The sequence below is a fragment of the Streptomyces mobaraensis NBRC 13819 = DSM 40847 genome, assembly GCF_017916255.1.
Taxonomy (GTDB): domain Bacteria; phylum Actinomycetota; class Actinomycetes; order Streptomycetales; family Streptomycetaceae; genus Streptomyces; species Streptomyces mobaraensis.
This window is the reverse complement of record NZ_CP072827.1, coordinates 2,236,923-2,256,611: the sequence shown is the minus strand read 5'-3', so window position 1 is coordinate 2,256,611 and position 19,689 is coordinate 2,236,923. Positions and strand designations below refer to the sequence as shown.

General features: G+C 72.4%; 19 protein-coding genes and 1 pseudogene. 10 read left to right on the top strand and 10 right to left on the bottom strand.

From position 1 onward, the window contains the following. Positions 1 to 92: 92 nt before the first annotated feature. Positions 93 to 1,025: a CPBP family intramembrane glutamic endopeptidase gene (locus J7W19_RS09330; RefSeq protein ID WP_233478083.1), complete on the top strand. Its 933-nt coding sequence runs from the start codon at positions 93 to 95 to the stop codon at positions 1,023 to 1,025. Positions 1,026 to 1,089: 64 nt separating this feature from the next. Then, positions 1,090 to 1,236, top strand: a pseudogene (locus J7W19_RS09325) (DUF1330 domain-containing protein); the annotation flags it as partial. Between the two features lie 239 nt (positions 1,237 to 1,475). Here J7W19_RS09325 and J7W19_RS09320 read toward each other — a convergent pair. The 3 genes from J7W19_RS09320 to J7W19_RS09310 all read right to left on the bottom strand — a co-directional run bounded on the left by J7W19_RS09320 (position 1,476) and on the right by J7W19_RS09310 (position 3,820). Continuing rightward, positions 1,476 to 2,393, bottom strand: a complete 918-nt coding sequence (locus J7W19_RS09320) for a PhzF family phenazine biosynthesis protein (protein WP_004955250.1) — start codon at positions 2,391 to 2,393, stop codon at positions 1,476 to 1,478. A gap of 155 nt (positions 2,394 to 2,548) precedes the next feature. Further along, positions 2,549 to 2,974: a hypothetical protein gene (locus tag J7W19_RS09315; RefSeq protein WP_004955252.1), complete on the bottom strand. Its 426-nt coding sequence runs from the start codon at positions 2,972 to 2,974 to the stop codon at positions 2,549 to 2,551. A 207-nt stretch (positions 2,975 to 3,181) separates the two neighbouring features. After that, positions 3,182 to 3,820: a hypothetical protein gene (locus tag J7W19_RS09310; RefSeq protein WP_004955255.1), complete on the bottom strand. Its 639-nt coding sequence runs from the start codon at positions 3,818 to 3,820 to the stop codon at positions 3,182 to 3,184. Positions 3,821 to 4,079: 259 nt separating this feature from the next. Between J7W19_RS09310 and J7W19_RS09305 the strand changes: the two genes are divergently transcribed. Both J7W19_RS09305 and J7W19_RS09300 read left to right on the top strand, forming a co-directional pair. Next, positions 4,080 to 5,417 (top strand): multidrug effflux MFS transporter, encoded by a 1,338-nt coding sequence (locus J7W19_RS09305; RefSeq protein WP_004955259.1) that lies wholly within the window; start codon positions 4,080 to 4,082, stop codon positions 5,415 to 5,417. Positions 5,418 to 5,559: 142 nt separating this feature from the next. After that, the gene (locus J7W19_RS09300) at positions 5,560 to 6,588 is read left to right on the top strand and encodes a small ribosomal subunit Rsm22 family protein (protein WP_004955262.1); all 1,029 of its coding nucleotides are present in this window, start codon (positions 5,560 to 5,562) and stop codon (positions 6,586 to 6,588) included. A gap of 150 nt (positions 6,589 to 6,738) precedes the next feature. On the opposite strand, the gene ddaH is transcribed toward J7W19_RS09300, so the two are convergent. Then, positions 6,739 to 7,518 carry a dimethylargininase gene (gene ddaH, locus J7W19_RS09295; RefSeq protein ID WP_004938893.1) on the bottom strand — a complete coding sequence of 260 codons (780 nt, stop codon included), beginning with the start codon at positions 7,516 to 7,518 and terminating at the stop codon, positions 6,739 to 6,741. Positions 7,519 to 7,676: 158 nt separating this feature from the next. Then, positions 7,677 to 7,853, bottom strand: coding sequence for a DUF6243 family protein (locus J7W19_RS09290; RefSeq protein ID WP_154080459.1), 177 nt, complete (start codon positions 7,851 to 7,853; stop codon positions 7,677 to 7,679). 159 nt (positions 7,854 to 8,012) lie between these two features. On the opposite strand from J7W19_RS09290, the gene J7W19_RS09285 reads away from it, so the two are divergent. Next, on the top strand, positions 8,013 to 8,618 hold the full coding sequence (locus tag J7W19_RS09285) for a TetR/AcrR family transcriptional regulator (protein ID WP_004938887.1): 606 nt from the start codon (positions 8,013 to 8,015) through the stop codon (positions 8,616 to 8,618). 152 nt (positions 8,619 to 8,770) lie between these two features. After that, entirely contained in the window at positions 8,771 to 9,502 is a 732-nt protein-coding gene (locus J7W19_RS09280; RefSeq protein WP_004938886.1) for a bifunctional DNA primase/polymerase, read from the top strand. Between the two features lie 174 nt (positions 9,503 to 9,676). On the opposite strand, the gene J7W19_RS09275 is transcribed toward J7W19_RS09280, so the two are convergent. From J7W19_RS09275 to efeO, 4 genes are all read right to left on the bottom strand, one after another. Continuing rightward, positions 9,677 to 10,654 (bottom strand): hypothetical protein, encoded by a 978-nt coding sequence (locus J7W19_RS09275; protein WP_004938882.1) that lies wholly within the window; start codon positions 10,652 to 10,654, stop codon positions 9,677 to 9,679. After that, positions 10,557 to 11,606, bottom strand: a complete 1,050-nt coding sequence (gene efeU, locus J7W19_RS09270) for an iron uptake transporter permease EfeU (protein ID WP_004938877.1) — start codon at positions 11,604 to 11,606, stop codon at positions 10,557 to 10,559. Before efeU ends, J7W19_RS09275 begins: the two co-directional genes overlap by 98 nt. A 27-nt stretch (positions 11,607 to 11,633) precedes the next feature. Continuing rightward, positions 11,634 to 12,995 (bottom strand): iron uptake transporter deferrochelatase/peroxidase subunit, encoded by a 1,362-nt coding sequence (efeB, locus tag J7W19_RS09265; protein ID WP_078587625.1) that lies wholly within the window; start codon positions 12,993 to 12,995, stop codon positions 11,634 to 11,636. A 129-nt stretch (positions 12,996 to 13,124) separates the two neighbouring features. After that, a complete protein-coding gene (gene efeO, locus J7W19_RS09260) occupies positions 13,125 to 14,261 on the bottom strand; it encodes an iron uptake system protein EfeO (RefSeq protein WP_004938870.1) in 1,137 nt (378 codons plus the stop codon). 631 nt (positions 14,262 to 14,892) lie between these two features. On the opposite strand from efeO, the gene J7W19_RS09255 reads away from it, so the two are divergent. The 3 genes from J7W19_RS09255 to J7W19_RS09245 all read left to right on the top strand — a co-directional run bounded on the left by J7W19_RS09255 (position 14,893) and on the right by J7W19_RS09245 (position 18,403). After that, positions 14,893 to 16,869, top strand: a complete 1,977-nt coding sequence (locus tag J7W19_RS09255) for an HtaA domain-containing protein (RefSeq protein WP_004938868.1) — start codon at positions 14,893 to 14,895, stop codon at positions 16,867 to 16,869. A 130-nt stretch (positions 16,870 to 16,999) separates the two neighbouring features. Continuing rightward, entirely contained in the window at positions 17,000 to 17,830 is an 831-nt protein-coding gene (gene nadE, locus J7W19_RS09250; RefSeq protein WP_004938865.1) for an ammonia-dependent NAD(+) synthetase, read from the top strand. Positions 17,831 to 18,022: 192 nt separating this feature from the next. Then, positions 18,023 to 18,403, top strand: coding sequence for a hypothetical protein (locus J7W19_RS09245; protein ID WP_106429489.1), 381 nt, complete (start codon positions 18,023 to 18,025; stop codon positions 18,401 to 18,403). 66 nt (positions 18,404 to 18,469) lie between these two features. On the opposite strand, the gene J7W19_RS09240 is transcribed toward J7W19_RS09245, so the two are convergent. Next, entirely contained in the window at positions 18,470 to 18,799 is a 330-nt protein-coding gene (locus tag J7W19_RS09240; RefSeq protein ID WP_004938857.1) for a hypothetical protein, read from the bottom strand. Positions 18,800 to 19,222: 423 nt separating this feature from the next. On the opposite strand from J7W19_RS09240, the gene J7W19_RS09235 reads away from it, so the two are divergent. Beyond that, entirely contained in the window at positions 19,223 to 19,576 is a 354-nt protein-coding gene (locus J7W19_RS09235; protein ID WP_040887532.1) for a beta/gamma crystallin domain-containing protein, read from the top strand. Positions 19,577 to 19,689: the final 113 nt, after the last annotated feature.

The window sequence follows — 19,689 nt, the reverse complement described above, 5'->3', positions numbered from 1 at the left end:
CGCCGCTTCGTAGCGTCGGCTGCATGACGAATTCGACGGGGGGAACGCCCCTTTCCAGGCGGGTGGGTTCGCGGCCGGCGGGGTCCGGGCGGGTGCGACCGGACGGTCGGCGGCGGGACCTGTGGCTCTATCTCGGGGTGGCGTACGCCGGTATGTGGCTGGCCATGCTGCCGCTGCTGGTGACCGGGTACCGGCGGGGTGACGCCCGCGAGGCGACGGGCGCGCTGGCGGAAGTGTGCATCGCCGTCGCGATGTTCGCGCCCGCGCTCGGTGCGGTCGTCGCCGTGCGGTACGGACGGCGTGGGGGCGGGCGGGTGTGGGAGGCGCTGGCGCTGAGGTGGCCGAGGCCGTGGGGGCGTGCGGTGCGGGAGTGCCTGACGGCCGCCGCTGTGCCCGCCGGGCTCACCCTGGCGGCACTGGCCCTCGGAGCCCTCGTCGGACGGTATCCCGTCGGGGAGTTGGACGCCGGGAGTGTGACCGGCTGGCTGGCCGGCGGGTCGGTGGGGCTGGTGGTGTCGTTGCCGCTGTTCTTCGGCGAGGAACTGGGCTGGCAGGGCTACCTGTTCCCGCGCCTGCTGCGGGACGGCCACCGGACGCGCCCGCTCCGGGCGTACCTGCTGACCGGCGCCGCCTTCGCCCTGTGGCACCTGCCCACGCTGATCATGGGCGGGCAGTACCCCGGCCGGTCCTGGTACGTGTCCGTGCCCGCGATGGTGGTGAGCTGCACGCTGGTCCTGCCGGTCTTCACCTGGCTGCGGCTGCGCTCCGGCTCGGTGGTGCCCGCCGTCGTCGCCCACGCCTTCGTCAGTTCCCTGAGCGTGGGCATGGTCAAGGAGTTCGCCGACCCGGACGCCGCACTCGATCCGCTGCACATGGGGCTCACCGGGTGGCCCGGGTGGATCGTCATGGCCGCGTTCGTCGCCTTCCTGGCCCGGACGGGGCGGCTCCGGCCGGTGGACGCAGCGGGGGCGGGGACCGGCGTGGGGGCCCGTGCGAGCGGGCCGGTCGTTCCGGACCGGCTCTGACCGGTGCATCCGAACCGGAGCACCTGAACCGGACCACCGCACGAACCGGACGGAGGAGAGTCCCATGCCCGCCCACGTGATCGTCGAAGCCGACGTGCCGGACGCCGAGGCCGCCGGCCGGTACCACCGGGCCGCCGAGCCGTCCATCCGCGCCCACGGCGGCCGTTACCTCGTGAAGGGTGGGACTCCCGAGGCCGTCGAGGGGGTGCGGGCACCCGGCCGGGTGCGGTGCCGTCGGGCGGCACCCCCCTGGCCGTCGGCTCGCGGGCCGGCCCGCTCCAGCCGTCCCATGCCGACCGTCCCATGCCGACCGTCCCATGCCGACCGTCCCATGCCGACCGTCCCATGCCGACCGTCCGGCGCCGACGGCCCTGCGCCGACCGGCCCGCCTGTACCAGCCGATCCGCCGCAGCGGATCCGCCGCAACCGATCAGCCTCGACCGATCCGCCTCAGCCCATCCGCGTAGCCGTCCCCGACACCCGCACCCGCGGGTCGCCCGGCCGGAGGACGACCTCCAGGACACCAGGACGTCCGAGGTCGTCGCCCTGGTGCAGGGTGAGCGTCGCGTCGTCGCCGACGAGGCCGCGTTCCCGCAGGTACGCGCCGAGGGCGGCGGCCGCCGCGCCCGTCGCGGGGTCCTCGACCACACCGCCGACGGGGAAGGGGTCGCGGACGTGGAACACCGACTCGCTCTCACGCCACACGAGTTGCACCGTCGTGAGGTCCAGCTTCCGCATCAGGGCGGCCAGCCGCTCGAAGTCGTAGTCCAGGGCGGCGAGCCGCTCCCGGGTGGCCGCGCCGAGGACGAGGTGGCGGGCGCCGGCGTAGGCGATGCGCGGCGGGAAGGCCGGGTCGAGGTCGGCGGCGGGCCAGTCCAGGGCGGCCAGCGCCTCGGCGACGTCCTCGGCGGCGGCCTCCTCCGTGTGCGGCTCGACCGAGGTCAGGGTGGCGCGCAGGACGCCGTCGTGTTCCGCGACGGAGACCGGGACGGTGCCCGCTCGGGTGGCGAAGACGAACTCCCCGGGGCCGCGCCGCTCGGCCAGGGCCACGGCGGTGGCGACGGTGGCGTGGCCGCAGAAGGAGACCTCGGCCAGCGGGCTGAAGAAGCGGAGGGTGAACGACCGGTCCGGCTCGGCGGCGCCCTCGGGCGGCGCGGTGACGAACGCGGTCTCGCTGTAACCGACTTCGGCGGCGATCCGCAGCAGCTCCGCGTCGTCCAGCCCGGCCGCGTCCAGGACGACGCCGGCGGGGTTGCCGCCCGCGGGGTCGGTGGAGAAGGCGGTGTAGCGCAGGACCTCGGTGGGGGTGGCGGGGGCCGTGGGGGCGGCGGACGCGGAAGAGGCGGCGGTGCCGTCGGTGATCGTCATGGCCACACCAACCGGGCGGAGGAGGCCGGTTATTCCGGTGGTGTCGGGGCGTGCACGGCCCCAGTGCGCAGACCGTACGGGGTAACCGCCCCCCGGAGGTCCCGCCCGGCCGGCCGCCGGTACAGGGCCCCGGAGGGAACGGCGTGCGCGTCGCCTCAGCGCACGGTGACGTAAATCGGCTCGGAGACCGCGCCGCCGCCCGCCACCCGCAGGGCGTTCTTGCCCTTGATGCCGAGCTTGACGCGCATGGAGTAGGTGGAGCTCTTGCTGACGGTGACCTTCGCGGGCAGGGAGACCCACTTGGCACCCTGCTTCTGCTGGAGGACGACCGTGGTGCCCGGCTTGATGCCGGTGGCCTTGCCACTGACGCGGAACTCCTGCCACGCGCCGATCGTGGCGACGCTCGACTGGGCGGTGAGCGCGGGCTTGGCCGCCGGGGCGGCGGTGGCCACGGAGGTGACGGGGGCGGACGCGACGGGAGCGGGCGCGGGGGCCGGTGCGGCGAAGGCGGTGGCAGCGCCTCCGGCGGCGAGGCCGGCGGCGAGGGCACCGGCTATGGCGAAGCGGTAGGCACGGTTCATGGCGTATTCCTCCCTGATGGACCCGTTGGGTCTCGATGACCCGATGGCGGGGCTTCACTGGGGAATACGGGAAAAGAGCGATGACGGTTGCGTGGTGCATCGAACTCTTTTCCGGCGTGCGCGACGGAAGTGCCCTCAAGGGTCAAATCGCGCCAAACTCAGCCCCCGCCCCCCATCGCGTACCACCATCCTCACCGTCCGCCCCCGTCACGAGGAGAACGTGAAGTTCGAGTGGTTCGTGGCGAGTTGGGTGCCGTCCGGCCCGTAGGCCGTCACCTGGAGCTGCCAGTGCACGGCGGGGTTGACGACGACGAAGGTGGGGTGCCAGTTGGTGATGTCCCAGTTGAGGACCGGCGAACGGATGGTGCTGTCGAGGCTCAGGGACTGCTTGGTCAGGTCGTTGTACGTATGCCACCTGATGGAGGCGATCTGGCCCTTCAGGCCGTTGAACGTGACGTTCACCTGCACCTTGGTGAGGCCGACGCCGGCCGATCCCTGGGTCAGGACGCTGGTGACACTGGCCGAGACCCGTAGGGTCGCGGGCGCCGTCGTGTACGGCGGGAAGACCGGCTGGGGCGGAGTGGTCACCGGTCCGGGGGCCGGGGTCGTCGGGCCGGAGGCCGGGGGCGTCCAAGGGCTGCCGCTCGTCGGACCGCTCGTCGGGCCGCCCGTCGGCGGGGGCGTCGGCGGATCCGCCTTGTCGTTCGAGGAGTGTCCCTGGAGCAGGATCGGCAGGAGCGACCCGAGCACGATGGCCAGCCCGCCGGTGACCCAGTAGGCCCAGACGCGGCGCCACAGCGGGGTCCCCGGTGGATCGGGCAGGTGTGGTGGATCTCCGGCGCTCATGTCCGTCCCCCTCGGTATGGCCCCGGCGGGTGTCCGCGTGCCTGATGCCCCCTTGCGCGCCTGTGAGCCTGCGCGCCTGCGCGAAGCCTGCCTTTGGGCCGAGCGTGACGGGACGCTACTCCCGGAACCAGCCATTCCGGGAGGCGTATGAGGCGCATGGGCGGGCGCGCCCCCGCTGCTGTGCGCCCTTGTAAGGAACGGGGTTGGGATGCGTCCATGACACGATGGAGGGATACCTGTACGAGCCATGGAGTAATGCATGAAGGAGCCCGCACCCGCCGCGGCCCAAGCGCCCGGGGGCGCCCCGTCCGACCGGCACATATCCTCCCCGGCCGGGGCGCCGCCCGGCCGTCGGAACCGGCTGTTCGTCACCCTCGCCCTGGGCGGGCTCACGGCCGTGGCCCCGCTGTCCATGGACATGTACCTGCCGGCGCTCCCCGAGGTGACGGACTCCCTGAGAAGTCCCGCGGCCACCGTCCAGCTCACCCTCACCGGCTGCCTCATGGGCATGGCGCTGGGCCAGCTCGTCGTCGGCCCGATGAGCGACAAGTGGGGCCGCCGCCGGCCGCTGCTCGTCGGCATGGCCCTCTACGTCGTCGCCACCGTCCTCTGCGCGGTCGCCCCCAACGCGCCCATGCTCATCGCGTTCCGCCTGGTCCAGGGGCTGGCCGGCGCGGCGGGCATCGTGATCGCGCGCGCCGTGGTCCGCGACCTGTACGACGGCGTGGCCATGGCCCGTTTCTTCTCCACCCTGATGCTGATATCGGGCGTGGCCCCCGTCGTCGCACCGCTCATCGGGGGGCAGCTGCTGCGCTTCACGGACTGGCGCGGCGTCTTCGTGGTGCTCACCGGCGTCGGCCTCGCCCTGACGTTCCTCGTGTACCGCTACCTCGACGAGACCCTGCCGCCCGGCCGCCGGCAGTCCGGCGGCCTCGGCGGGACGCTGCGCGCGATGCGCGGCCTGCTCGCGGACCGCGCCTTCACCGGCTACATGCTCTCCGGCGGTTTCGCCTTCGCCGCCCTCTTCTCCTACATCTCGGCGTCGCCGTTCGTCGTCCAGGACATCTACGGCGCCTCGCCGCAGACGTTCAGCCTGCTGTTCGGCCTCAACTCCGTCGGCCTGGTCCTCGTCGGCCAGATCAACGGCAAGGTGCTGGTCGGGCGCGTCAGCCTGGACAAGGCCCTCGGCTGGGGCCTCGCCGTGATCACCCTGGCCGCGGCGGCCCTGCTGGTGATGACGACGGGCGTCCTCGGCAAGCCGGGGCTGGCCGCGGTCGCCACCGGGCTTTTCGTCCTGATGGCCGCCATGGGCCTGGCCATGCCCAACACCAACGCCCAGGCCCTGATGCGCTCCGGCAACGCGGCCGGCTCCGCCTCGGCCCTGCTCGGCACCTCCACCTATCTGCTCGGCGCCGTCGCCTCCCCGCTCGTCGGCATCGCCGGCGAGCACACGGCCGTCCCGATGGCCGCCGTCCAGCTCACCTGCGCGGTGGCGGCGGTGCTCAGCTTCGTCCTGCTGTGTCGGCGGCGCGGCCCGCGCGGGGGCGCGGACAGGGTGGGTACGACCGGCTCGGCGGGTGACGGGCTCGCGGAGTAGTGGCCCGGTCGTCCGAGTCGCGCGGGTCGGCCGCGTTCGAGTGCCGGGGTACGCGCTCTCGGCTGCGCGCCCTGGGAACGGCCGGGCGCCGGTGGCGCGGGCAGCGCCGTTCCGTCCTCGTCCACCCCGTAAAATCCACCCAATGCACGCCCCCGAGAACACGCCGCCGACCGGCGAGAACCTCCGCGCCGCGCTCGCCGGACTGCTCGACGGTCTGCCGCCCCGGCAGGCCGCCCGGGCCGTCGAGCGGCTGATCGCCAACTACCGGGGGCGGACCCCGACCGACGCGCCGGTCCTGCGCGACCGTTCCGACGTCGCCGCCTACGCCGCCTACCGCATGCCCGCGACCTTCGAGGCCGTCCGGCACGCGCTGGAGGCGTTCCGGGACCGGCTGCCCGACTGGTCGCCCGGCTCGCACGTGGACCTCGGCGGCGGTACGGGCGCGGCGACCTGGGCCGTCGCGGCGGCCTGGCCGGAGGGCGAGCGGACGACCACCGTCCTGGACTGGGCGGAACCCGCCCTCGCCTTGGGCGCCGAACTCGCCGGCACCGCCGCCTCGCCCGCGCTGCGCGCCGCGCGCTGGCAGCGGCAGGTCATCGGCGGCGGCCCGGCCGTCCCCGACGGCACCGACCTCGTCACCGTCTCGTATGTTCTCGGCGAACTCACCGACGACGCCCGGCGTTCCGTCGTCGACCAGGCCGCCCGTGCCCGCGCCGCCGTGATCGTCGAACCGGGCACCCCGGAGGGCTACCGCCGGGTGATCGAGGCCCGCGACCGGCTGATCGCGGCGGGCTTCGAGGTCGTCGCCCCCTGCCCGCACAGCGCCGCCTGCCCGATAGAGCCGGGCGCGGACTGGTGCCACTTCTCGGCCCGCGTCAGCAGGTCCTCCCTGCACCGGCAGGTCAAGGGCGGCTCGCTGGCGTACGAGGACGAGAAGTTCTCGTACGTCGCGGCCGTGCGGACCACGGGCGGCACGGACGGCCTCCCCGCCGCCCGCGCCCGCGTCGTACGCCGCCCGCAGATCCGCAAGGGCCAGGTCCTCCTGGAACTGTGCACCCGCGACGACGGGCTGCGCCGCGAGACGGTCACCAAGCGCCACGGCGACCTCTACCGCGCCGCCCGCGACACGGACTGGGGCGACGCGTGGCCGCCGGAGGGCGACGAGGAGTGACGACGGGGACCGGCGACGGGGGTCGGCGGCGACCGCCGACCCCGCCGGGGCGCGCCGCCACCCCGGGCGGCCCGGCACCCGGCCTTCCGGCCTGGCCCCGGCCCCGGCGGCGCCCAGCCCCCAAACCGCCCCCCACCTCACCCCCACCCCTCAACGCAACTCCTGCGTGCAGCACTTCACGCTGCCGCCCCCCTTCAGCAGCTCGCCCAGGTCCATTCCGATCGGCTCGAAGCCGCGTTCCCGCAGGGGGCCGAAGAGGCCGACGGCCGCCTGGGGGAGGAGGACGTGGCGGCCGTCGCTGACCGCGTTGAGGCCGAGTGCCGCCGCGTCCTCCGCGTCGGCGACGAGCGCGTCGGGGAAGAGGCGTTCCAGGACGGCCCGGCTGCCGGGGGAGAAGGCGCCGGGGTAGTACATGATCTCGTCGGTGGCCGCGTCGAGGACGCACAGGGCCGTGTCGAGGTGGTAGTAGCGGGGGTCGATCAGGTCCAGGCCGATGACGGGACGGCCGAAGAACTCCTGGGCCTCGGGGTGCGACAGCGGACTGCTGCGGAAGCCCCGGCCGGCGAGCAGCCAGGAGTCGGTGACGGCGAAGTCGCCCTCGCCCTCGTTGATGTGCTCGGGCTCGCGGACCACCGGGTAGCCGTGCGAGCGGAACCACTCCACGTGCACCGCCGCCTCCGCCGCGCGCTGCGGGTGGGCGAAGCGGGCGCCGAGGACACGGCCGTCGACGACGGTGGCGCCGTTCGCCGCGTACACCATGTCGGGGAGTTCCGGGCGGGGTTCGAGCTCCTCCACGGTGTGACCGAGGGCCCGGTAGCGGTCGCGGAGGGTTTCCCACTGCGTGAGGGCGAGCGGCAGATCGACCGGTTTGGCCGGGTCCATCCACGGGTTGATCGAGTAGGTGACCTTGAAGTGGGTGGGCGGGCACATCAGATAACGGCGGGGACTCGCCGCCCGTGGTGCTGCGGTACGCAAGTCGCGCTCCTCACGGTGGTGTTGGGCACGTACGCGGCGAGCGTACGTGCCCAAATCGTCCACGCTGGGCGCTGTTCGCGCATGAACCGTACGGGTGGTTTACGCACGGCCCTTCATGCCCCCGTGGTACCGCTCCTTCCTTCCCGCAACGCGCGCAGCAGTTCCCGCTTCTGCGCGAGCGGGTCGGTGCCCCGGCCGGCCCCGCCGGACGCGTTGCCGCGCAGTGCCTTGCGCGAGAGATTGCTGCGGGTCCCGCCCACACCGAGCATCCTGCCGTTTCCCCGGGTCATGGGGGCTCCTTCCGTCGGTCTTCGGTCCTTGGGCGCCGTTTCTGCGAGACGAGACGTTCCGTCTCGCGACGACTCCGTTATTACGCCACGCGCCACCCCGCCCCGTCAACCCCCAACGAGACGGAACGTCTCGCCTCGTCGAACCGCTACCCTGCCCCCATGGCCACCACCAAGACCCCGCCCGACGCCAACCGCCGCAGCGAGCGTTCCCGTCGCGCGATCCTGGAAGCCGCCCTCGAACTCACCGGCGAGACCGGCTACCAGCGGCTCACCATCGAGGCCATCGCCGCCCGGGCCGGCGTCGGCAAGCAGACGATCTACCGCTGGTGGCCCTCCAAGGCCGCCGTCCTCCTGGACGCCTTCGTCGCCCTCGGCGAGGACGCCGCCGAGGGGCACCACGAACTGCCCGACACGGGCGACCTGGAAGCCGACCTCAAGACCGTCCTCCGCGCCACCGTCGACGAACTCAACAGCCCGCGCTACGACGCCCCTTCACGCGCCCTCGCCGCCGAGAGCATCGCCAACCCGGACCTCTGCGCCCAGTTCACCCGGGCGGTGCTCGAACCGCAGCTCCAGCTCTACGTCACCCGGCTGCGCGCCGCCCAGGAGGCCGGGCAGGCCGACCCGGACGTGGACCCGCGCATCGCCCTCGAACTGCTCGTCGGCCCGCTCGCCCACCGCTGGATGCTGCGCACCCAGCCCCTCACCCACGCCTACGCCGACAGCGTCGTCGAGATCACCCTGCGGGGGCTCACCCCCCGCTGAATCCCGCCCGCCGGGCCCCGCCGACGCCCCTCGGCGCCCCGGCCCGGCCGCCGGAGCGGTAGGTGTCACACCCTCGGATGCGCCCGACGGTCACGCCGGGCGCCGGATGGTGGCAGCATTGACCGGAGACCGCGGTCGAAGTGAGGGGATAGATGGAACGCAAGAGCAGATTCTCCCAGTGGCTGCGCCGCCCCAGGAGCGGAGCGGGCGGCGATACGGGTGCGGGGGCGGCCACCGGTGCCGCCCGCGAGGAACTGCTCCTGGCCGCGGCCGCCGCGGGGTTCCCCCTGGCCCCGGCCGCCCACCCCTCCGGCTACGGGTGTTCGTGCGAACGCATCGGCTGTCCCACCCCGGGCCGGCACCCCGTCTCCTTCGCCTGGCAGACCCTCGCCACCACCGACCCGGAGAAGGTCGCCAAATGGCTCCGGGCCCAGCCCGAGGCCAACTTCGTCACCGCCACCGGCATGGCCCACGACGTCCTGGACGTCCCCGCCGAGGCCGGCCGCAAGGCGCTGGACCGGCTCACGGCCGCCGGCGTCGAGGTCGGGCCCGTCGCCACCGTCGCCCCCGACCGCATGCTCTTCTTCACCGCCACCCGCGGCACCCCGGACGACGAGGACGAGTGGTGGCCCTGCGAGCTCGACTGCCACCCCGAGACCCTCGACGAACACCCCGGCCTGCGCTGGCACTGCCGCGGCAGCTACGTCCTCCTGCCGCCCTCCCGCCTCCCCGGCGACGACGCGTACGTGGCCTGGCTGCTGGGACCGGAACGGCCGCTGCCGGATCCGCTGACGCTGCTGGAGACGCTGACGGACGCGTGCGCGCAGTACGCGGGGGACCGGCCGGACCACGAGCACCACGCGGCCTGGCCGATCGGCCGCTGAACGGGCGGCCGTACCGCCGGCCCCGTCCGGGCCGTACCGCCGGCCCCGTCCGGGCCGTACCGCCGGCCTGTCCGGCCCCGCCCGGACCGCTGACGGGCCGGGCCCGGATCCCCCGGCGCCCGCCCTCGCCCCTCACCCCTGCTCGCGCTTACTCGCCCGCGCCCCTACTCGCCCCTACTCGCCCTTCGCCGCGATCAGCGACTCGATCCGGTTCAGGAACCGCACCCGGGACGCCGTCGCCCCCTTCACTCCCGCCGCCCCCTTCGCCGGCACCCGCACCGCCGACTCCGACACCCGCGTGTACGTGATCGCCGTCGACAGCCGCCCGGTCAGCAGGGACTTCGTCCGCTGCTCGGTGACGGCGGGACGGACGCCCTTGGCCATGGTCCGCTTCTCGCGGTGGTGGGCGGTGAAGAAGACGACGGCCCCGCCGTCCGTGGTGCGCAGGGCGAGCGCGGGGTAGCCGGGCCCCTGCTCGGGGGTGTCGATCCAGTCGGTCCAGAACGTGGGCGTCCGCGCGAGCTTGGCGCGGTCGGCGCGCAGTTGGGTGGTGGCGAGGTCGGGGGCGAAGACGTCGCCCTTGCCGGTGCGCAGGAAGCCGGTGTACGCGCCGCTGACCGCGTCGGGGTCCAGCGCCAGCCCGGACGGCTCGCCGGCCCGTACCGGAACGGCCTCCGCCCAGCCGTCGCCGTCCGTCCGGAACGCGGGGACCGTGCCCGGCGCGTGCAGCGTCAGGTAGGCGGCCTTCCACGGGTCCTTGGCGCTGTCGCGCGTGAACACCACCAGCCACCGGTTGGCGTCCCGGTTGCTGAGGGTGTCGGCCACGAAGAACTTCGGCCAGCCGGCCGACTTGGGGATGGAGAACCGGGCGTCGCGCAGTTCCAGCGCCGGATAGCCCGGGTTGCCCTTGGGCAGCAGCTTGCGCTGCGCGGTCACGTCGGCGCGGCCGATCTCGGCGAGGGCGCCGGTCTCGACCCGGTCCACGAGGGCCGGGTCGAGGGCGCGGTACGCCTTGGTGTAGCCGGCGGTGAAGTCGCCGAGGACCTTGGCGGCCTCAGCCTTCTCCACCGCCGGGACGATCTCCCGCTCGCCGTGCACCGTCACGCACCCGGTCGCCGCCAGCAGCGCCGGCAGCAGGAGCAGCGGGAGCACCCGGGACGGCACCGGCCACGGCGGACGACGGAGAAGGCGCGGCAGACGACGCGGAAGGCGCGGAAGACGCGGGCGCGTCCGACGTCGCATCGGCCTTGGACTCCTCGGTGGCTGCGCTGGCAGCGGTGGCTGCCCGGGACGGCGCCACCTTACCGGTGCGACCGGGACGGAAGAACAGCACCAGGGTCGGGACCAGGTACAGCGCCCACACCCACACCTGGAGCTTCGTCGGGTCCGGCTGGAAGTTGAAGACGCCCTTCAGCAGCGTCCCGTACCAGCTGTCGACCGGCACCTGCTCACTGATGTCGAACGCCTTCGAGCCCAGCCCCGGCAGGACGTCGGCCTCCTGGAGGTCGTGGAAGCCGTACGCGAGCACGCCCGCCGCCACCACGATCAGCATCCCGCCGGTCCAGGTGAAGAACTTCGCCAGGTTGATCTTCAGGGCGCCCCGGTAGAACAGCCAGCCCAGCAGCACCGCCGTGAGCAGCCCGAGCAGCGCGCCGACCAGCGGCCGTACGCCGTCGTCGGTGGCCTGCACCGCCGTCCAGATGAACAGCGCGGTCTCCAGGCCCTCCCGGCCCACGGCCAGGAACGCCGTCACCACCAGTGCGGTGGTGCCCATCGCCAGCGCCGCGTCCAGCTTGCCGTGCAGCTCCTTCTTCAGGTGCCGCGCGGTGCGCCGCATCCAGAAGACCATCCACGTCACCAGGCCCACGGCGATGACGGACAGCGATCCGCCCAGCGTCTCCTGCGCCTCGAACGTCATGGTCTGCGAGCCGTACTGGAGCACGGCGCCGAAGCCCATGCTGAGCAGCACGGCCGCGGTGATGCCGAGCCAGACCGGCCGCAGGGCGTCCCTGCGACCGCTCTTGACCAGGTAGGCGACGAGGATGCAGACGACCAGGCTGGCCTCCAGTCCCTCGCGCAGGCCGATCAGGTAGTTGCCGAACACGCGGCGCCTCCTTCGTATGCGGGGCCGTCAGCCGAACAGCGTCCGGCCCCACCAGTCGTCCTTGTCGCGGACGCCCGGCGGGACGGCGAAGACGGCCGAACCCACGTGCTGGATGTACTCGTTGAGGGCGTCCGAACGCGACAGCCGGGTCTGGATCGGCACGAAGCCGTCCCGGACGTCGCGCTGGTAGGCGATGAAGAACAGTCCGGCGTCGAGCCGGCCCAGGCCGTCGGTGCCGTCCGTGAAGGAGTAGCCGCGGCGCAGGATGGTCGCCCCCGCGTTGCTGTCGGGGTGGGCGAGGCGGACGTGCGCGGTGGGCTTCAGCACCCGGAGGTTGGGTTCGTCGCGCTCCCGCCGCTTGCCCTGCGGCGCGCCCTCGGCCTTGTCGCGGCCGAAGACGTCCTCCTGCTCCTTCAGGGAGGTGCGGTCCCAGGTCTCGATGTGCATGCGGATCCGGCGGGCGACGAGGTACGAGCCGCCGGCCATCCAGCCGTCGGCGTCCTTCTCGCCCACCCACACGAACTTGTCGAGCCGGTCGGTCTCGGTGCCCGCGATGTTCCGGGTGCCGTCCTTGAAGCCCATCATGTTGCGGGGCGTCATGGCGTCCGGCGTCGTCGAGGACGTCTTGCCGAAGCCGAGCTGCGACCAGCGGATCGCCACCCGGCCCATGCCTATGCGGGCCAGGTTGCGGATCGCGTGCACCGCGACCTGCGGGTCGTCCGCGCACGCCTGGACGCAGAGGTCGCCGCCGCTGCGGGCCGGGTCCAGGTTGTCGCCGGGGAACGGCGGCAGGTCGATCAGGGCCTTGGGACGGCGGCCCTTGAGGCCGAAGCGGTCCTTGCCGTCCTTCTCGAACAGGGTGGGCCCGATGCCGAAGGTGAGCGTCAGCCGGGACGGCTTGAGGCCCAGCGCCTCGCCGGTGTCGTCCGGCGGCAGCTCGTCGTTCTCGCTGATGGCGCCCTCGCCGACCTCGTGACCGGCGGTCATCCGGGCGGCGGCGGCCGTCCACTCCTTCAGCAGCTTGATCAACTGCTCGCGGTCGTCGGTGCGCACGTCGAAGGCGGCGAAGTGCAGCCGGTCCTGGACGGGCGTGGCGATGCCGGCCTGGTGGGGGCCGTAGAAGGGCACGGCCTCGCCCTCGGCGGCGGCCGGCGACTTGTCGTCGTCGCCGAGGCGCAGGGCCGCGGCCGTACCGCCGGCCGCGACGGCACCGAGCGCCAGTCCGGCGCCGCCCCAGCCGAGGAGGGCACGGCGGGAGGGGGTGCGGCTGCGGCTGTGCGCCTCGGTCTCGGCCCCGGACTTGGCTTCGGCCTTGGCTTCGGTCTCGGCCCCGGCCGCGGCCGCGGTCTCGGTCTTCGCTTCGGTCTTCGCTTCCGCCGCGGCTTCCATTGTGACGTCCGCCTCCGGGCCCACCTCCGGGCCCGTCTTCGCGTCCGTCTTCGCTTCCGTGGGCTTCTCGGCCCGGTCGCCGGAAGTCGTCTCGTTCTTCTTCACGTCGCTCATCGCACGTTCCCCCGATTACTTCGCGACGGCGCCGGCGAGCTTGGACAGCGGCTCGGAGAGGGCGTTGACGACGTCGGACAGCTTCTTGCGGTCGTCCTTGCCGACCGTGTCGTAGGACTTGAAGGAGTCCCCGTCGCGGTAGTCGTCGAGGGACTTCTTCACGGCCGCGAACTGCTTGTCCAGTTCCTGGACGAGCGCCGCGTCCTGCTTGCCGGCGACCGGCTTCAGCAGCTCGTACGCCTTCTCGGCGCCCTGCACGTTGCCGTCGAAGTCGATCAGGTCGGTGTGGCTGTAGCGCTCTTCCTCACCGGTGATCTTGTTCCGGTAGACCTCGTCGAGGAGCTCCTTGGCGCCGTTCGCCATGCTGGTCGGCGTGATCTCGGCGGTGCCGACGCGCTTCTGCCAGCCCTGGAGGTCCTTCATCAGCTGGTCGGCGAGGGCCTTGTCCTCGTCAGTGATCTTCTTGCCGTCCCAGAGCGACTTCTCCAGCTTGTGCCAGCCGGTCCACTTCCGGCCCTTCTCCAGGCCGTCCTCGCGGACGTCGACCTTGGGGTCGATGTCACCGAAGGACTCGGCGACGGGCTCGGTCCGCTCCCAGCCGAGGCGCGACGGGGCGTACGCCTTTTTCGCCGCGTCGAGGTCGCCCGCCTTGACGGCGTCGACGAACTTCTGCGCGAGCGGAAGTGTCGCGTCGGCCTGCTCCTGGACGTACTTGCGGTACTCCGCGACGGCCTTGTCGAGCGCCGGGTCGGTCTTCTTCTCCTTGCCGTCGCCGCCGGTGACGGTGATCTTCTGCCGGATTCCGTCGCCCTTCATGCCGGGCTTGCAGGCGATCTCGTAGTCACCGGCCTTCTTGACCGTCGCGGTGATCTCGGTCTTGGTGCCCGGGCCGATGTTCTCGCGCTCGGTGACGATCCGGTCGTCCGCGGCGTAGACGTACACCTCGGTGATCTTGGAGCCCTTGTTCTGGATATTGATCTTCACGTGGCCGGCGGGGAACGAGGTCTTCGAGACCTCGCACTTGTCGTCGGAGGCGGTCACGTTGATCGCGTCGGAGTCACCGGCGTCCGACTTCTCTGCGCAGCCGGAGACGACGGCCAGGGCCGCCGCCGTGGCGACGACGGTGACAGCGGAGGAGCGGAGGGCTCGCATACGGGCTCCAGGCGTGCTCGGAAGTCGGAATACCTGCCTTTTCGTCACATCTCCGTCACAAGGGGAGGAGGTGTGGCTGAAAAAGCGCCTCTAATAAGGCCGACCTAACTTATCTGAGGCTTGCCTGAGTCGTTCCCCAAAGTGCACGTGATCCTGCTCTCATGCGGCAAAATCTCGCCCCGCTCGGCAGATCGATCACTTGAGTCCGTCGGGTCGCTTCTGTTACGGGCGGGGGCCGACGTGATCAGGGCGGCCGGGTGTCCTCCCTCCTGTCCCGTGCCGCGCTTCCCTTCGCGGGAGCGCGGGGGAGCCGCTGTGGTCGCGGCGCGGAGCCCGGACGTGAGCCGATGCGCGCGCCGGTGCCCGCGCCGGGGTCCGTGCGGGTGTGCGTACCCGGGCGGCCGGCTCCGCCGGGCGTCGGCGAGCCGCCGGGCGGATAGGGGACGAATCCGGCCACCTCGGACAGGGGCGGGAGAGTCGTCCGGTGGTGCGCGCGACGCGGCCGGCGACTCGTGTGATGACTCATGTGCCGTGCGAGGGACCCTTTTCCGCTTTCCGCGCATCCATTCGACTGACTACCTTTCATGTGCCGGCAGGCACCGGCCGCACTACCCCTAAGGAGAGTTGACACATGGCCGTAACTCAGAGACGGACGGCGTTCACCGCCGCCGTCGCCACGGCGATCGCCCTCGGGGCCACCGTGCTCACCCTGCCCGCCCGAGCCGCCGGTGAGGAGCCGGACGCGGCGGCCAAGCAGCCGACCGGGTTCCTGCTCAAGGACGCCACCCTCACCTGGGGCGTCAAGGAATCGTTCCGCCAGTACGTCACGGGCGAGGAGGCCGACGGCACCATCCGCGTCGCCGACGGCGCCGAACAGGCGGACGGCAACGGTGCCTTCACCTTCTCCGGCGGCAAGGGCACCTACGACCGCGAGAAGCACTCCTTCACCACCGCTTTCAAGGGCAGCGTCCGCTTCCTGGGCCACGCCAAGGGCGAGGGGAAGAAGAAGCACTGGGGGCTGGACGTCAAGTTCAGCGACCTCAAGGTGATCGGCGAGGGCGAGAAGGGCCGCGTCACCGCCGACGTCACGACGTCCGGCAAAACCCGCGACGACGTCACCCTCGCCACGCTCGACCTGGCGAAGGCGGAGCCGGCGGGGAAGGACGCCGAGCCGGATAAGGCGGACAAGGCGGAGAAGAGCGACAAGAAGGCCGAAAGGAAGGCCGACAAGGACGCCAAGGACAGCAAGGAGCAGGCCGGGAACGACGCCAAGGCCGGCGCCAAGAACGACGTCCCGGCACTCGCCAAGGTCCCCGCGACCCTGACGGCCGACGGTGCCAAGGCGCTCACCTACAAGAAGCACTCCGTCTACAAGGCCGGGGCGTCCCTCGACGGCCTCTCCCTCTCGGCGAAGCAGGGCGAACCGCTCCCGCTCCCGGACGACCGCGAGCCCGCCCCGATACCCAGCAAGAAGCCCACGCCCGAGCCGAAGCCGAAGGAACCCTCCGAGCCGAAGCAGACCTCCGACACGAAGAAGCCGTCCGACACGAAGAAGACCCCTGAGCCGGAGAAGACCTCCGACGCGAAGGGGACCCCCGCTCCGAAGGAGACCCCGTCCTCCGAGCCCAAGCCCGAGGGCGTCGACGACGGCAAGGTCGAGGGCCCGGAGGAGGAGTCGCTCATTCCGGAGACGGGCGACCCGAAGGGAGGCGCCGAGGAGACCGGCGGCTCCTCCGCGTCCCCGGGGGCGACGGGCGGCACCGGGAGCTCGGAGACGCCGGGGACGACCGGCAGCAGCACCGAGCAGCCGAAGCAACTGGCCGCGGACTCCACGGTCTACGACGGCCGCCTGGACTGGGGCGTCTCGCAGGCGTTCCGCGGCGCCGTCACCGGCACGTCGTCCGGCGGGAAGATCGAGGTCTCGGACGGCGCCGAGCAGCAGAGCACGGGCGGCTTCCGCTTCACCAAGGCGACGGGAAGCTACGACGCGGCGAAGCCCAAGCTCGACGCCACGTTCAAGGGGACGGTGCGCTTCACCGCCCACCCGAACGGCAAGAGCGTGGAACTCACGCTCTCCAAGTTCCGGATCAGCGCGGACGGCAACAAGGGGCAGCTGCTGGCCCACGTCACCAGGAAGGAGGACGGGAAGGCCGCCCCCGGCCTGTCCGACAAGGAGATCGCGCTGGCGGACCTCTCCCTGTACAAGGACTCCCTCGCGGCCACCAACGGCGTCGTCACGCTCAACATGGTGCAGACCGCTCTCACCGAGGACGGGAAGAAGGCCCTCGCCCTCTCGGGTGTCACCCTCAACAGGGGTGACGGCCTCGATCCGGTGACCGCGAAGATCGCGGTCAACAAGGACGCCAGGCTCGACGACGACTCGACCGGCACGAACACCGACGGCACCGGCACGAGCGGCACCGGCAACTCGTCGGGTACGGGCACGGGGACCGGTACGGGCACCGGCACCGGCACGGACGACTCCCTCGCCCACACCGGTAACGACACCCCCACCGGCCCCCTGGTCGGCAGCGCCGCGGCGCTCGTCCTCGCGGGCGGGGCGGCGGTCTGGACCGCGCGTCGCAAGTCGGCGAAGCTGACCGGCTGACCTCCGGCGGACCACCCGCGCAGAGGCCCTGCCCCCGCCGCCGGCCGGCGGCGAGGGCAGGGCTCTCGCATCCCCACTGGGTAGGGTGGCGGGACAGCACCACGCGAACCGCACGCACCAAGGAGCAGACGTGAGCGAGCCGGCGTCCATCGCCCTGCAGCAGGAGATAGCCCGGGAACTCCAGGTCGCCGAGGACTTCGACGCCGAGCGGGAGATCGAGCGCCGGGTGGCCTTCCTCGCCGAGCGGCTGACCTCCACCGGCCTGCGCTCCCTCGTCCTCGGCATCAGCGGGGGCGTCGACTCCACCACCGCCGGCCGGCTCTGCCAGCTCGCGGTTGAGCGGGCCCGCGCCACCGGCCACGAGGCCCACTTCTACGCGATGCGGCTGCCTTACGGCGTCCAGGCCGACGAGCACGACGCCCAGCTCGCCCTCTCCTTCATCCGCGCCGACCACGTGCTGACCGTCGACGTCAAGCCCGCCGGCGACGCCGCGCTGGAGGCCGCGCTCGCCGCCGGCACCCGCTTCCGCGACGCGCACCACCAGGACTTCGTGCACGGCAACATCAAGGCCCGGCAGCGCATGATCGCCCAGTACGCGGTGGCGGGCGCGCACGAGGGCCTGGTCGTCGGCACCGACCACGCCGCCGAGGCGGTCTCCGGCTTCTTCACGAAGTACGGCGACGGCGCCGCCGACCTCGTCCCGCTGACCGGCCTCACCAAGCGCCGGGTACGCGCCGTCGCGGACGCCCTGGGCGCCCCCGCCGAACTGGTCTGGAAGACCCCCACGGCCGACCTGGAGACCCTCGACCCGGGCAAGGCCGACGAGGACGCGCTCGGTGTCACGTACGACGACATCGACGACTTCCTGGAGGGCAAGCCGGTCGGGGAGCGCGCCTTCGACACGATCGTCCGCCGCTACCGCCTGACCGACCACAAGCGCCGACTCCCCATCGCTCCCTGAGGGAACGCCGCGCCCGGCGCCCTGGATTCTTCCTACGAAGCGACAAGGCGCGGGGCGCCGTTCCGTACGCCGCTGGCACCTGTGCCGGGTGGCGCGGGAATGCGATGCTCTGCGGGAATCCTGCTGCCGGTACGGGAGTTGCCCATGTGCCGGCAGCGGGCGTGTTCCTTCAACGAGAGTGGAGTGAACGTCATGGCATCGCTGCGCAGTCGTCTCATGGCCACGGTGGTGGCCGCCGCCGTCGGAACGGCGGTGCTGGGCCTGGCCCCCGCCGCCCTGGCCGACGACCACCACCATCACCACCACGACGGTGACGACGGGTACCCGGTGCTGGTGGTGTCGCCGGCTCCCGGGAAGCTGACGCAGGAGCACAAGGTCACCGACACCTACCAGTACGACCCCAAGGCGTCCGGCGGCTCGTCGATGACGCCGGAGGAGGCGTCCGCCGCGCAGTCGTCCTCGGCGTCGACGCCCGAGCCCGGGGCGGTGACGAGCGCCAAGGACACGGCGAACAGCACGGGTCAGTCCGCCACCGCCGGCCTGTCGAGCACCGTCAACTCCCTGCTGAAGTAACCCGGAACGCCGGAAACACCGCGGTATCGGCGCCCGCCCGCCCGACGGACCGGACGCCGACACCGCTCACCTCACACCGCCACCCGCACCGGCGACGCCACGACCCCGCCCAGGCCGTGCGAGGAAACGCACCGCGCTGTCGGCCTCGAACCGGGTCACCTCCTTGTGCCGGCCCGCGTTGGCGCGCTGCGTCTTGTCCCGCGAGCCGAAGGCGTCGAACAGCGTGAGAGCGGACTCGCACGGGACGCGCTCGTCGTCCCGCTGCATGACGAACTCGATCGGGATGGTGAGGTCCCTGGCCGGCTCGGCCAGGGAGTCGGCCCGGAAGAGGCCGAACACCGCGGCGGTGATCCGCGGATCGGCCACCGCCGGCGGTACGCCGATCGCGGTGCCCATGGTGAGGCCGAAGTAGCCGACCGGCCCGACGGTACCGATCTCCGGGGGACCTGTCGCGACGTCGGTCAGGTGGCGGTCGTCCCTCCGCGCTCCTCCGGCCGCGGGGCCTCGGCGCGGCCCTCCGCGTGGATAGGTGCGAGCCGGGCGTGGAACAGGCCGAACGGCCCGTCGGCGGCGGCGCTTCCGTCGCCGCGTCCTGTCGCGGTACGGCGGAGTCGGCGTAGCGATCCGGCCAGCGGAGGGGTGGGTTCCGGTCAGTGCGGAAATTGAAGGTTGCTATGTACAGGCGTCTCGGGGGACCGTCGATATGCAAGCGCGCGACGAGATGACGCGACGGCCTTGCGCAAGGGAAGGCGTCGTGAAAACGCTTGTCCGGCATCCAGCGAACTCCCGGTTCGTCATGCGAAGAAGGAGAGCCTGCCAGTGCTGTCGAAAGTGAAAAAGTCCGCGACTTCCGCGGCCGTGGCCTTCGCGGCCGCCGCCGCGTTGACCGCGGTCGTCCCGGCCGGCAATGCCTACGCCATCGACCATGTCGCCTGCCGCGGCGGGGAGAACTTCCTGAAGATCTGGTCGCACAGCGGCGGAAAGCAGAGCGTGGACTGCTACGCCAACCGCGGGAAGACCGACTTCGGCGGGTGGTGGGTCGACAAGATCTCCACCGGCAACAACGACCTGGTCTACAACGACGCCAACGGTGACTCGGTGAAAATCGAGCGTTGGCACGAAATCACCTTCCCGAACCGCCCGCCCAAGGTCAACTCCATTGAGATCCTCTGATCCGCAGGCGGATCGACGGCCCGGAGTATTGAATGCCGTCGCCTTTCGGCGGAATGCGGTTCGCGTTCTCCGGGCCGCCCTCGATGCCGGCCATGCCTTTACGGGCCATGGCC